This is a genomic window from Amycolatopsis halotolerans (genome assembly GCF_042647905.1).
GTDB lineage: Bacteria > Actinomycetota > Actinomycetes > Mycobacteriales > Pseudonocardiaceae > Amycolatopsis > Amycolatopsis halotolerans.
The window spans coordinates 227,175-240,628 of sequence record NZ_JBHRWI010000007.1; the positions used below are offsets into that span (position 1 = coordinate 227,175).

Consider the following 13,454-nt stretch of genomic DNA (forward strand, 5'->3'; position numbering starts at 1 on the left):
CTTTTCGCGAGAAAAATTCGCGGCGCACCCCGCGGATCCGGCGCGGTTCCAAGATGGGAATGGCAACACCCCTTCAGGGCGTGACGGGTAGCGAAAGGAATCGGCCGCGTCCTCGTCCAGGACGCGGGTTTGACCTGGTTGGGGTCCCCCTATGCGGTGATTCCTTGCTCGTGAACTCCCCGCCACGGGGGAGAGCGCGGTACGAATTCCCCTGCCTGGTGTCGATGAACGCGGGTAAGCAGCTCGACAATTCCGTCCTTCTCCGTGGGAGCTTGTGTGATGGCCCGTCGTTCCGGATTCATGCGCTCCCGCGGGAAGCGCGCCGCCGCGGCACTCGCGGTGATTTTCGCTGTGGGCGTCGCGAGCGCCGCACCGGCGATGGGCGCGACCTTGCCGCCCAGCGTCAGCCCGGCGAGCCCGTCCTCGGCGCAGGTCGGCGCGGCATCGGCAAGCCCGGCGCCGTCCACTTCGGCCACCTCCGCACCGAACAGCCCAGCACCCGCCGCAGCGCCGACCACCTCAGCACCCGCCGCCGCAGCTCCGACCAGCTCAGCACCCGCCGCCGCAGCGCCGACCAGCTCGGCACCAGCCACCTCAGCACCAGCCGCACCGCAGCCCAGGGCGGTCGAACCCCGCGGCCTGGGCACCCCGCGCAAAATCGGCCCCGACCCGGCCTTCTCGACAGTCGCCCACGGCGCGATCACGATGGCGGCCAACTCGGTCGTCAGCTGCGGCACCACCCCCACCGCCTGCGGGGAGACCGCCAACAACTCCAGCTACGGCTACTGGATCAAGAGCGACCCGGCAGCCCCTGGCAACACCGCCTCGAGCGCGAACCTGACCATCCCGCCCGGAGCGACCGTCCTGTCCGCGCGGCTGTACTGGCAGGTCAACCCGATCTCCTCGAACGCCGAATCCGGCGATCCCTCCCGCGCGAACCAGGTCGCGTTCAAAGCCCCGGGCTACGCCGCCTACCAGCGCCTCACCGCCGACACCTACGACTGGTTCGACGCGCTGGGCGGCGGATTCCCGCAGATCACCGCGCACGCGGGCGTCAAAGACGTCACCGGGCTGGTCAAACAGGCCGGCGGCGGCTCCTACACGGTCGCCGACCTCCAGGCGTGCCGCGGCAACTCGGCCAACAACGTCAGCAACCTCGGCTGCTGGGGCGGCTGGTCGCTGGTCGTGGCCTACGCGCTGGACACCGAACCACTGCGCTACCTGCAGGTCTGGGACGGGTTCGACTGGGTCCGCGCGGGCGGCAGCCCCACCTCGACGAACATCGACCTGAACGGCATCCGCACCCCGGCCGACCACGCGCCCGCCGCCACCCTCGGGGTCGTGGTCGGCGACGGCGACGCCAACATCTCCGGCGACTACCTCGAATTCGGCCGGGACGCCTCGTCGCTGCAGCGCCTGACGCTGCCCGCGCCCGGGGGCACCAGCACGACCAACGCGTTCAGCAGCCGGATCGACCGGGTCACCGCGTCCGGCACCGGCAGCAACGTCACCGATCGCACGCCGAACCCGGCCAACAACTTCGGCTACGACGCGCGCACAGTCGACGTCACCGGCAAGCTGCCCGCCGGCGCGGACCGGGCGCAGCTGAAGGTCGGGACCACCGGGGACGCGCTCTACCCGCAGACCGTCTGGCTGATGGCCGAGGCCAACGAGCCCAACCTGCAGATCGTCAAGACCAACGACCCCGAGGGCAACCTGCAGGAGCGCCCGCCGGGCTGGGTCGGGCGCGGCGGCGAGATCTCCTACGGGCTGGACGTCGCCAACCGGAACCCCGACGGCAGCACCACGAACCTCGACACCGCGACCGGCGTGGTCGTCACCGACACGCTGCCCGCCGGGGTGTCCTATGTGGCCGGTTCGGACCCGCGATGTTCGGCGTCCGGCCAAGTCGTCACCTGCACTCTGCCCGACCTCGCCCCGGGACAGAGCACGCACGTCGGCTTCCGCGTCACCGTTTCGCCGACGGTCGCCCCTGGTACCCGCCTCGACAACACCGCGTCGGTGGTCTTCCAGGGCAAGCAGACCGGCCGCGAGCAGAGCCGGACCAGCAACACCGTCCGCAACGTGGTCGCGGTGCCGGAGTACACGCTGACCAAGGTCGTGGACAAGGCGAACGCGCTGCCCGGAGACCAGCTGACCTACACCGTCACCCTGGACAACACCGGCAACCTCCCGGTGCCGCCCACGACGGTCACCGACACCCTCCCGCCAGGCACGACCTTCGTCGGCGCGGACACCACGAGCGGCGCCGTCACCGGTACCGGCCCGCTGCAATGGCGCACCGCGGCGATCCCGCCGGGCAGCCGGGTCACCATGACCGTGCACGCCCGGATCAACGACGCGACCATCGGCGCCACGCTGATCAACCGCGCCAAGGTGACCGAAGGCCCACCGCCGACCGTCCCGCCGGACCGGCAGTGCGCGGACGACGGCACGGCTTCCTGCGCCGAGACCGTCGTGCCCGGCACGAAAATCGAGATCGCCAAGACCGCGGACAAGACATCGGCGAATCCCGGCGACACGGTGAAGTACACCGTGGTGGTGCGCAACACCGGCCAGGTCGCCGCGCGCGGCGCGACGTTCACCGACGACCTGTCGAAGGTCCTCGACGACGCCGTCTACAACAACGACGCCGCTCCCGCCGCGCAGATCTCTTACACCGCACCGAAACTGACCTGGACCGGGGACCTGGCAGTCGGCGCCTCGGCGACGATCACCTACAGCGTCACCGTGAAGAACCCCGATCCCGGCGACCACAAGCTGACCAACGTCGTCACGTCGACGACCCCAGGCAACAACTGTGCGGCCGGGTCGGCCGATCCTCGGTGCGGCACGACGACTCCGGTGTCCGGGATCCGGATCAGCAAGACGGCGGATCCGGCCAGCGCCAAGCCCGGCGACACCGTCAAGTACACCGTGACCGTCGCGAACACCGGCCAAACTCCGTTGTCCGGCGCGACTTTCACGGACGACCTCTCGAAGGTTCTGGACGATGCCACCTACAACGGTGACGCTTCGGCTTCTTTCGGCTCGGCGAGCTATGCGGCGCCGCGGCTGACGTGGACCGGCGACCTGCCCGTCGGCGGCACCGCGACGGTGACGTATTCGGTGAAGGTCAACAATCCCGACACCGGAGACCACAAGCTGGTCAACGCCGTCACCTCGACCACCCCGGGCAACAACTGCACTGCGGGTTCGACCGACCCGGCATGCTCGACGACGACCCCAGTGTCGGGAATCCGGATCGAGAAGAAGGCCGACAAGCAGTCGGCGAATCCCGGCGACCGGGTGACGTACACGGTCGTCGTCGCGAACACAGGCCAGACTCCTTTGCCGGGCGCAACTTTCACCGACGACCTCTCGAAGGTTCTCGACGACGCGGCCTACAACAGCGATGCGTCTGCCTCAGTGGGCTCGGTTGCTTACGCCGCGCCTCGGCTCACCTGGACCGGTGATCTGCCGGTGGGCGCTTCGGCGACGATCACCTACAGCGTCACGGTGAAAAACCCCGTGACCGGCGACCATAAGCTGATCAACACGATCACCTCCACGACGCCGGGCAACAACTGCGTCGCGGGTTCGACAGACCCGGCGTGCTCGACCACGACACCGGTGTCCGGGATCGAGTTCGCGAAGACCGTCGACAAGACCAGCGCCAACCCCGGCGATCCGGTCCGGTACACCGTGACCGTCCGGAACACCGGCCAAACCCCGCTGTCCGGCGCGACTTTCACGGACGATCTGTCGCAGGTGCTGGACGACGCTGTCTACAACAACGACGCCACTCCCGCCGCGCAGGTCTCCTACGCCGCACCGAAACTGACCTGGACCGGCGACCTCCCCGTCGGCGGTTCGGCAACGGTGACCTACAGCGTCACGGTGAAGAATCCCGTGACCGGCGACCATAAACTCGTCAACACGATCACCTCCGCCACGCCAGGCAGCAACTGCGCGGCCGGATCCACCGATCCCCGGTGCGGCACCACGACTCCGGTGTCCGGGATGCGGATCGCCAAGTCCGCCGACCGCGACCAGGTCGTGCCCGGCGACAAGGTGACCTACACGATCACCGTCACCAACACCGGCCAAACCCCGTTGCCCGGCGCGACTTTCACCGATGACCTGTCGCAGGTGCTGGACGACGCCGTCTACAACAATGACGCCACCCCGGCGGCGCAGGTCTCCTACACCGCACCGAAACTGACGTGGACCGGAGACCTGCCGATCGGCGGTTCGGCGACGGTGACCTATAGCGTCACGGTGAAGAATCCGGACCCCGGGGACAAGAAGCTCCACAACGTCGTCACGTCCTCGACGCCCGGCACCAACTGCCCGCCGGGTTCCACCGACCCGTCGTGCTCGACCACGACGCCGGGCAAGGAACTGACGATCGCCAAGTCGGTGGACAAGCAGACCGCGAACCCGGGCGACAAGGTCACCTACACGGTGAAGGTGACCAACACCGGCCAGGTCCCGCTGCCGGACGCGAGCTTCACCGACGACCTGTCGCAGGTGCTGGACGACGCCTCTTACAACAACGACGCGTCCGCCTCGGTGGGCTCGACGGCTTACGCGGCACCGCGTTTGACGTGGACGGGCGATCTGCCGGTCGGTGCTTCGGCGACGGTGGCGTACAGCGTCACGGTGCACAACCCGATCTCCGGCGACCACCAGCTGCGCAATACGGTCAGCACTCCGGTGCCGGGCAACTGCGAACCCGGGTCGACGGATCCGAAGTGCTCGACCCTGACGCCGTTGCCGGGGTTGACGATCGCCAAGTCGGTGGACAAACAGTCCGCGAACCCGGGCGACAAGGTCACTTACACGGTGAAGGTGACCAACACCGGCCAGGTCCCGTTGCCCGGCGCGACGTTCACCGACGACCTGTCGAAGGTGCTGGACGATGCTGCCTATGGCAACGATGCTTCGGCCTCGGCCGGCTCGGTGTCGTATGCCGCGCCTCGGTTGACCTGGACCGGCGACCTCCCGATCGGTGCTTCGGCGACGGTGACGTACAGCGTCACAGTGCACAATCCGGCTGGCGGCGACCACCGGCTGACGAACGTCGTCACGTCGGAGACTCCGGGCGGGAACTGCCCGCCGGGGTCCGCGGATCCGCGGTGCGGGACGACGACGCCGGTGTCCGGCATCGCGATCAGCAAGGTGGCGGACAAGTCGTCGGCGAATCCAGGGGACAAGGTCACGTACACGGTGACTGTGGTGAACACGGGCCAGACTCCGTTGTCCGGCGCGACTTTCACTGATGACCTGTCGAAGGTCCTGGACGACGCCGCTTACAACGGCGACGCGGCTGCCTCCGGAGGTGTGGTGACTTACGCCGCGCCTCGGCTCACGTGGACCGGCGATGTCGCGGTCGGTGCTTCGGTGACGGTGACGTACAGCGTCACGGTAGCGAACCCGGTCAAGGGCGATCACCGATTGGCGAACGTGGTCACTTCCGATACTCCGGGCGCGAATTGCCCGCCAGGGTCGGCGGATCCGCGGTGCGGGACGTCGACTCCGGTTGCTGGCTTGGACATCTCGAAGGTCGTGGACAAGAAGGACGCTAAGCCCGGGGATAAGGTCACTTATACGGTGAAGGTGCGGAACACCGGTCAGACTGTCCAAACAGGAGCGACTTTCACCGACGATCTCTCCAAGGTGCTGGACGATGCCGCTTACGGCAACGATGCTTCGGCTTCGATCGGCTCGGTGTCGTATGCCGCACCTCGATTGACGTGGACCGGCGACCTCCCGATTGGTGCTACTGCGACGGTTACCTACAGCGTGACGGTGAACAACCCGGTCAAGGGTGATCACCAGTTGACGAACGTCGTCACGTCGGAGACTCCGGGCGGGAATTGCCCGCCGGGTTCGACGGATCCGCGTTGTGGCACGAAGACGCCGGTTGCGGGGTTGGATATCTCCAAGGTTGCGGACAAGAAGGACGTCAAGCCAGGGGATAAGGTCACGTACACGGTGACGGTGAAGAACACCGGCCAGACTGTCCAAACGGGAGCGACGTTCACCGACGATCTGTCGAAGGTTCTCGACGACGCTGCTTATGGCAACGATGCTTCGGCGTCGATCGGCTCGGTGAGTTATGCGGAGCCTCGATTGACGTGGACCGGAGATTTGCCGGTCGGCGCGACGGCGACGGTCACCTACAGCGTGACGGTGAACAACCCGGTCAAGGGTGATCACCAGTTGACGAACGTCGTCACGTCGGACACTCCCGGCGGGAACTGCCCGCCGGGATCGACCGACCCGCGCTGTGGCACGACGACGCCGGTGTCCGGCATCACGATCGCCAAGGTGGCGGACAAGAAGGACGCGAAGCCGGGCGACAAGGTCACCTACACCGTGACCGTGACGAACACCGGCCAGACCCCATTGCCCGGCGCGACGTTCACCGACGACCTGTCGAAGGTCCTCGACGATGCCGCTTATGACGGTGATGCGTCGGCGTCGATCGGCTCGGTGACCTATGCGGCTCCGCGGCTGACGTGGACCGGAGATTTGCCGGTCGGCGCTACGGCGACGGTCACCTACAGCGTCACCGTGAACAACCCCGTCAAGGGTGATTTCAAGCTGGCGAACGTGGTCACGTCGGACACGCCGGGCGGGAACTGCCCGCCGGGATCGACGGATCCGCGCTGCGGCACCACGACTCTCATCGCCGGTCTGGACATCACGAAGGTCGCGGACAAGAAGGACGTCAAGCCAGGGGACAAGGTCACGTACACGGTGACGGTGAAGAACACCGGCCAGACCGTCCAAACGGGAGCGACGTTCACCGACGATCTCTCGAAGGTTCTCGACGATGCCACCTACGGCAAGGACGCTTCGGCCTCGATCGGCTCGGTGACCTATGCCGAACCGCGGTTGACCTGGACCGGTGACGTGCCGATTGGCGCGACCGCGACGGTCACCTACAGCGTCACCGTCAACAACCCCGTCAAGGGCGATCACACGCTGGCGAACGTTGTCACGTCGGAGACCCCGGGCACGAACTGCCCGCCGGGCTCGAAGGACCCGAGGTGCGGGACCACGACGCCGGTCGCGGGGCTGATCCTGGCGAAGAAGGCGAGCGTCACCGAGGCCAAGGCGGGTGACCAGGTCACCTACACCGTCACCGCGACGAACACCGGCCAGACCGCGCTGAAGGACGCGACCTTCGCCGACGACCTAACCGGCGTCCTCGGCAACGCCGCCTACAACAATGACGCGACCGCCTCGACCGGCTCGGTGACCTATGCGGCACCCCGGTTGACGTGGACCGGCGACCTGCCAGTCGGCGCGACCGCGACGGTCACCTACAGCGTGAAGGTCAAGACCCCGATCGGCGACGGACAGAGCCTGCGCAACGTCATTACCTCGACGACGCCCGGCACCAACTGCCCCGACGCCTCCGCCGACCCGCGCTGCAAGACGACCACGCCGCTCACGAAGACCCCGCCCACGCCGCCGACCCCGCCGACAGTCCCGCCGACACCGCCGGTCCAGCCCCCGCCGCCGAACCCGCCCCTGGCGTGGACCGGCGTGGTGCTGATCCCGGTGGGAATCGTGGCCATCGCCCTGCTCGCGGGCGGAGGCGCGCTGCTGCTGATCTCGCGTCGCCGCCGCGCTCGGCGGTGACGGCTGCCGCAGCGGCCGTGCTGGCTCAGACACAACCGGCCGCCGCGGACCGACCGCGGACGGGAGAGTGCGAACGCTGGCGGCAAGCCCGTCGGCGAGGGCGGCGCGGACGTGCCGGGCGGGGACCAGCGTTCGCTCCGAGGGCTACGCCGAGCCGCCGGCGTGCGCCGGGGAGGGGAAGTCGGCACCGCCTCCGGACTCCCAGCGGCACACGTCGTCTTCGGCGGGCCGGGGAGTGGCTCCGGATTCTTTCAGGATGGCTTCCGGGCACGTGGTGCTGTTCTGGTCCGCGGCTGCCGACAGCGCGATCGCGGCGGCCGCCGGCGGTGTTCGAGCGGGGACGACGAGCAGCGTCAGCCGGCGCATCGAACCGCCGGTCACATGCACGACGTGCGGGTCCTGGGAGCGGAACCCTTCCAGCCGCACGAGCCGTCCCCGGGAGATCATCGTGGGCTCGGCGGGCAGCCAGGCCTGCGACGCGAACGCCACGCGCCATACCGGGCCGAGCCGGTCGGCGAGCGCCGCGGCGAGACCGGGCACTTCGGCCGCGAGGTCCTCCGAAGCGGGCCACCAGCCGCCGTCCACGAAGCCGGCGACCGGAAGCGGCGGTTTCAGCCGCGACTCGGCCGGTGCGGAGGAAGGATCTCGGCGCGGCGGCGTCGGCATGGAAAGCTCCGATCCCGGCATGTGGGCCGGCTGACGTGCTGCTGAACGACGAGGCCTGGGTGCGCGGGCTAAGCGGGTTGGCGCGAAAGGACGCCGGTGTCGCGAAGAATCTCCAGCGCGGCTCCGGTGCTGTCGCCGGCGGAGGCGGCGCTCAGCGCGCGTTCCGCCGCGTCCGGAGGGGCGTCCGGGGGGATCACCAAGAGCGTCACGTGGCGGATGCGCGGTCCGATCACCACGACAGTGTGCTCCTGGAGCCCGAAGAACCCGGCCAGCCGCACCAGGTTCGGGCCGTGCGCCAGCCGGAGGGGCGCGAGATCCCAGGCGGCGGGGTTGAAACCGATCCGGTCCACCCGTCCCGACCGGTCCGCGAGCGCGGCGACGAGAGCGCTGAACTCCGCGACCGGTTCTCGTGAACGCGGCCACCAGGCGCCGTCGAAACAGCCTTTCGTGGCGTTCGGCTCCTTGAGCCGCAACCGGTTTCCGAGCACGAGCGACTCGATCACCGGGCCGGCGGTGCGGTCCTGCGGGGCTGGCTTCATCGGGGCGCTCCCGTCCGATGGTGCGGATGGCCCGGCGGCGGATTGCCGTCGGCGCGGCGCGACGGAACGGGCTGCGCGCCGAAGAAGGGCTGAGCGTCAGCGGTGCCGGTGCCGGTGCCGCGTCCGGATTTCGCGCGGCTGCGGTTCTTCCCGCTCGCCGGGCTGGCGGAAGAGGCCGCCGTAGCGCTCGTCCTGCGGCAGGACGAGCGCGCCGGGCCGAGGCGGCTCGGCGACGGGATGGCTGAAAAGCGGTGTGCTGACCGAAGCGGTGATCGGATTTTCCTTTCCTGGCAATGCAAGATCCGCCGGTTGCTGGGAAACCAGGGGGCGGCTGGGCCACGCCGCACCACCGCCACTTCCCGGATGGGCGCCACCGGCTTGCGCCGCGCAGCGGCTGCAGCAAGGGCGGCTCGGCGGTCTCGAGGCCGCTGGGGTGACGGTGATGTGCCGCGGGCCCGAGGGCATGCCGTGCATTGTCCCTGCGGCGATGGGCCAGGGCTGCCGGCACGAGATGCTTCCGGACACCGCTGACGGTACACCTCCTCGTCCAGGCCGCGGGCGCCGCTGCGGACCCGGGCCGGCGCGGTGCGCTGCCGCACGATCGCCGTTTCACGCCCTCACCAGGGCGGGCCGCCGCATTCGGGTGAAGTGGATTTCGGTGCGCGGCCGGGCGAAACAAAGCAGCGCGCACGGACTTCGCCGGGCTGTCCGCCCGAGGTCCGTACGCCAGCGGCGAGCCCGCGCCCGCACTGGCGCGGGTGTAGGCTTCGGACAAGGACCTCAGACCTCGGTCGCGCCGATCGAACCGCAGCACGGCTGCCGACGACTGAGGAGACGCCGGGGCATGACGGAAATCCGGAAGGCAAGCCTCGTCGCCGCGCGACTTCACTGGCGGATGCGTTTCCGCTCCCCCGGATCCGGCGGTCTCCGCGCCCGATTTTCCGCTGTCGCGGCACGGTCTGTCCGCGGCTGCCAGCGGCGGCCCTCCGCCGCCACCCGATTTGGAGATTCCACAATGGACTTAACGAACCCGGCGGCCCCGCGAGGGCCCGGCCCTCCTCGCGGAAGCGAGTACGCCGAACTGTCGGAACTGGTGAAGGCGGCCGGGCTGTTCCGCCGCCGCCCGGTGCACTACCTGCTGCGCGGCGGGCTGGCGCTGCTGGCTTTCGCCGGGGCGTGGGTGGTGCTCGCGCTCGCCGGCGGGCACTGGTGGCAGCTGGGCACCGCGGTGCTGCTGGCGGTCGCCTACACCCAGCTGGCTTTCCTCGGCCACGATGCCGGGCACAAGCAGATCTTCCGCGGCAGGCGGGCGAACGACGCGGTCGGCACCGGGCTCGCCGGGCTGGTCGGGCTGAGCTACGGCTGGTGGGTGGGCAAGCACACCCGTCACCACGCGAACCCGAATCTCGAGAACTCCGATCCGGACATCGACATTCCCGCACTGGCGTTCAGCACCGGGCAGAGCCGGGCGAAGACGGGTTTCCTGCGGTGGATGGCGAAATACCAGGCCTTCCTGTTCTTTCCCTTGCTGTTGCTGGAAGGCGTCGACCTGCACTGGTCGGGGATCAAGGCGGTGCGCCGCGGCGGGACCAAGTCCCCTCGGCTGGACGCGGCCCTGCTCGCCGTCCACCTCGCCGCCTACCTGACGGCCGTGTTTCTCTTGCTGCCGCCGGGAATCGCCGCAGTGTTCGTAGTGGTGCACCACGCCGCATGGGGGGTCTACATGGGATGCTCGTTCGCGCCCAACCACAAGGCGATGCCGCATCTGGAACCCGGGCACCAGCTGGATTTCCTCCGCCGTCAGGTGCTGACGTCGCACAATGTCCGCGGCGGCCGGTGGATGACGTACGCGCTGGGCGGGCTGAATTACCAGATCGAGCACCACCTTTTCCCGAGCATCCCGATGGCGACCCTCCGGAGGGCGCAGCCGCTGGTGCGGGACTTCTGTCTCGCCCGCGGGATCAGCTATAGCCAGGGCGGGCTGTTCCGCACCTACGCGGATGTCCTGCGGCACCTGCACGAGGTCGGCGGCATGCTCCGGACGGCGCCGGCAGCAGCCGGAAGCGGTTCCCGATGACGGCGGCCCAGTACCGGAAAGTCCCGGCCGGAGGCAGCGAGCCCGCCGAAGCACGGGTGTCGATGAAGCGCGCCGGCTCCGAATCCGGGCACGTCGACGGCGGCTGGTGGCCTCGTTCGGCGGACCTCGCCGCCGAGCTGCCCGCGCTGGCGGCCGCGCTCGAAGCGCGGGTGGGCCCGCTGGCCCGGGTGTCGTATCACCTGGACGCCTGGGGCACGGCCGCGCGCAAGGTGCGCCTCGGCGATCGGATCGTGCGGCTGGAGGGGTTCCGGGCGACGGATCCGGACACGGTGCAGGCGATCGGGACGGACTCCCGGCGGGTGAGCCTGCTGGTGGTGCCGCCGGAGGCCCCCGGCGGAGTGGCCCGTGCCGTGCTCCGGTCGGCCGCGGACGGCGGCTCCACCGCCACCGTCGCGGAAATACTCTCCGGCAACGGCATCGCCGGAACGCGCTGAGCCGGCAGTGTCCACCAACTCGTTCGCGCGCGGCGTCGGCGCTCCGCGATGAGCATACTGTCAGCCGCACGGCGCATCGGTCGGTCTGCCGGAGCCTGCCCGGTCTGCCACCACGAGAAGGCCGGACACGACGCGATCGCGGACCGGTTCTGCGCGGCGACCGCGGCGGGCGGGTTCCGCCGCGGCTGCGCTTGCGCCGCGGGAAGCAGGGCAACCACTGAAGAGGACGGAAACATGACCAGCGAGCTCAGCTTTGTCTCACGGTACGAACAACGGCTCGCTCTGGTGCGGGATGTGCTCGAACAGGACACCGGCCTGACTGGACCAGCTTGCCAGACGCTCGCGGTGCGGCTGCTGCACCTGCTCGACGAGGCGCCGGAACGCCTGCGCCGGTGAAGGCCGGGTTCGACGCCGCCGAGGCCGTTCGGCGCTGAAGCCCGCGAATACCGCCTGTCCCGGCTCGGCAGCACGGAGACGGCACGCGGTGCGCCGGGGCCGCCCCAGCGACCCCGGCGCACCACGTCATCACCCCTTCACCAACCCCTGCATCTCGGCGATCTCCGCCTGCTGAGCGTCGATGATCCGCTGTGCCAGCGCCTTGGCCCCGGCATCCGCGCCCTGGGCCAGTTCCGTCCTCGCCATCTCGACCGCGCCCTGATGGTGCTTGACCATCATGTCCAGCCACGACCGGTCGAACGCCGGGCCCTTCGCGGCGTCCAGGCTCTTCATGTCGGCGTCGGACATCATGCCGGTCATCGTGTGGTCGCCGGACATCTCGTGGCCGCCGGGCATGGAGTGGCTGGCGGGCGCCGCGCCCCAGGCGGTCAGCCAGCCTTGCATTTGCCGGATTTCCGGGTCCTGCGCGCGGTCGATCCGGCCGGCCAGGTCGACGACCTTCGGGTTGCTGCTGCGCGACGGCACCATTTTCGCCATTTCCAGCGCCTGCTGGTGGTGCGGGATCATCTGCTGGGCGAACGTGACATCAGCGGCGTTGTGCCCCGCCTGCGCACTGGGCGCGGGGGATTCCGGGCCGCCGCACGCGCCCAGCAGGAGCGAAGCGGCCAGCACCGCGCCGGTGAAAAAGATTTTGCGCACGAAAAAACCTTCTCTCAAAAGGAAAATTGCGAAGAAAGACCGGAGCGAGAGCTGCCGATCAGGTGCGCAACACACAGAGAGAAGTCAAGACGATCCGGCCCCGTCTGTCGGGCGGACGGTCAGCGGCGGGGGACCCGCGAGTGCCGTCGAAAACCGCTTTTACGGCGGGGTGGCGGCGGAAGGCCAGCAGGCCGAGGACCAGTGCGCCAGCGGCGTACAGGACGGCCAGGCAGAGGTGCAGCATCGAGTGTTCGCCAGCGGGCATGCCGGAGTCCACGGCCGGTGCCGCGTCGTGCGTTTGGACGACGGACATCTCGCTCGTCATGGCATGCCCGGCGCCGGGGGAGGGCACGTGGTGCATCACGGCGATACCCAGCGCCAGCGCGAACAGCAGCAGCACCCGCTGCACGCTGCCGAGCCGGGACGTCGCCATGGGACCAACCGTACCGGGCGCCGGGGAATCGACGCGGGGCGGACAAACCGGTCACGCTGAGTGGTCGGCCGGAGGGCCCAGTACTGGAAGTTGAACCTTCACTCAACCAGGTTCCAGCCCGTGGCGCCGAGGCTGCCCCCGCTCGCCCGGGACGCGGGTGTGCTACTAGGTTCGAGGGGGCAAGACTTGATGTCGAAGACAGAAGGAGGGCCCCATGGCCCGGTACGAGCTGCCCGAACTCGACTACGACTACGGTGCCCTCGCGCCGCACATCTCCGGCGAGATCAACGAGCTGCACCACAGCAAGCACCACGCGGCCTACGTCAAGGGCGCCAACGACACCCTCGACAAGCTCGCCGCGGCCCGCGAAGCCGGCGACTTCGGCGGCATCGTGGGCCTGGAGACGACGCTGGCGTTCAACCTGGCCGGGCACGCCAACCACGTGGTGTGGTGGAAGATCCTGTCGCCGGAGGGCGGGGACAAGCCGACCGGGGAGCTGGCGGCGGCGATCGACGAGGCGTTCGGGTCGT

11 protein-coding genes and 1 pseudogene are annotated in these 13,454 nt (G+C 69.3%); 6 read left to right on the forward strand and 6 right to left on the reverse strand.

Features of this window, described 5'->3' with window-relative positions; genetic code table 11:
• Positions 1 to 149: 149 nt before the first annotated feature.
• Positions 150 to 737, reverse strand: a complete 588-nt coding sequence (locus ACFORO_RS07400; RefSeq protein ID WP_377870600.1) for a hypothetical protein — start codon at positions 735 to 737, stop codon at positions 150 to 152.
• On the opposite strand from ACFORO_RS07400, the gene ACFORO_RS07405 reads away from it, so the two are divergent.
• Positions 706 to 7,659 carry a COG1361 S-layer family protein gene (locus ACFORO_RS07405; protein WP_377870601.1) on the forward strand — a complete coding sequence of 2,318 codons (6,954 nt, stop codon included), beginning with the start codon at positions 706 to 708 and terminating at the stop codon, positions 7,657 to 7,659. The genes ACFORO_RS07400 and ACFORO_RS07405 overlap by 32 nt on opposite strands.
• 144 nt (positions 7,660 to 7,803) lie before the next feature.
• On the opposite strand, the gene ACFORO_RS07410 is transcribed toward ACFORO_RS07405, so the two are convergent.
• The 3 genes from ACFORO_RS07410 to ACFORO_RS07420 all read right to left on the reverse strand — a co-directional run bounded on the left by ACFORO_RS07410 (position 7,804) and on the right by ACFORO_RS07420 (position 9,158).
• Positions 7,804 to 8,325: a DUF5994 family protein gene (locus ACFORO_RS07410; protein ID WP_377870602.1), complete on the reverse strand. Its 522-nt coding sequence runs from the start codon at positions 8,323 to 8,325 to the stop codon at positions 7,804 to 7,806.
• 68 nt (positions 8,326 to 8,393) lie between these two features.
• Complete coding sequence (locus ACFORO_RS07415; protein WP_377870603.1) at positions 8,394 to 8,864, reverse strand: DUF5994 family protein; 471 nt, start codon at positions 8,862 to 8,864, stop codon at positions 8,394 to 8,396.
• Positions 8,865 to 8,960: 96 nt separating this feature from the next.
• A complete protein-coding gene (locus ACFORO_RS07420; protein WP_377870604.1) occupies positions 8,961 to 9,158 on the reverse strand; it encodes a hypothetical protein in 198 nt (65 codons plus the stop codon).
• Between the two features lie 721 nt (positions 9,159 to 9,879).
• Between ACFORO_RS07420 and ACFORO_RS07425 the strand changes: the two genes are divergently transcribed.
• From ACFORO_RS07425 to ACFORO_RS07440, 4 genes and pseudogenes are all read left to right on the forward strand, one after another.
• On the forward strand, positions 9,880 to 10,941 hold the full coding sequence (locus tag ACFORO_RS07425) for a fatty acid desaturase family protein (RefSeq protein WP_377870605.1): 1,062 nt from the start codon (positions 9,880 to 9,882) through the stop codon (positions 10,939 to 10,941).
• The gene (locus ACFORO_RS07430; protein WP_377870606.1) at positions 10,938 to 11,396 is read left to right on the forward strand and encodes a DUF5994 family protein; all 459 of its coding nucleotides are present in this window, start codon (positions 10,938 to 10,940) and stop codon (positions 11,394 to 11,396) included. Before ACFORO_RS07425 ends, ACFORO_RS07430 begins: the two co-directional genes overlap by 4 nt.
• A gap of 48 nt (positions 11,397 to 11,444) precedes the next feature.
• A pseudogene (locus tag ACFORO_RS07435) lies at positions 11,445 to 11,582 on the forward strand (RGCVC family protein); the annotation flags it as partial.
• A 48-nt stretch (positions 11,583 to 11,630) separates the two neighbouring features.
• The gene (locus tag ACFORO_RS07440; protein ID WP_377870616.1) at positions 11,631 to 11,792 is read left to right on the forward strand and encodes a DUF6307 family protein; all 162 of its coding nucleotides are present in this window, start codon (positions 11,631 to 11,633) and stop codon (positions 11,790 to 11,792) included.
• 129 nt (positions 11,793 to 11,921) lie between these two features.
• On the opposite strand, the gene ACFORO_RS07445 is transcribed toward ACFORO_RS07440, so the two are convergent.
• Positions 11,922 to 12,491 (reverse strand): DUF305 domain-containing protein, encoded by a 570-nt coding sequence (locus ACFORO_RS07445; protein ID WP_377870607.1) that lies wholly within the window; start codon positions 12,489 to 12,491, stop codon positions 11,922 to 11,924.
• Between the two features lie 58 nt (positions 12,492 to 12,549).
• Entirely contained in the window at positions 12,550 to 12,924 is a 375-nt protein-coding gene (locus ACFORO_RS07450; RefSeq protein WP_377870608.1) for a hypothetical protein, read from the reverse strand.
• Positions 12,925 to 13,138: 214 nt separating this feature from the next.
• Between ACFORO_RS07450 and ACFORO_RS07455 the strand changes: the two genes are divergently transcribed.
• On the forward strand, positions 13,139 to 13,454 hold a 316-nt coding region (locus ACFORO_RS07455), incomplete at its 3' end, for a superoxide dismutase (protein WP_377896500.1).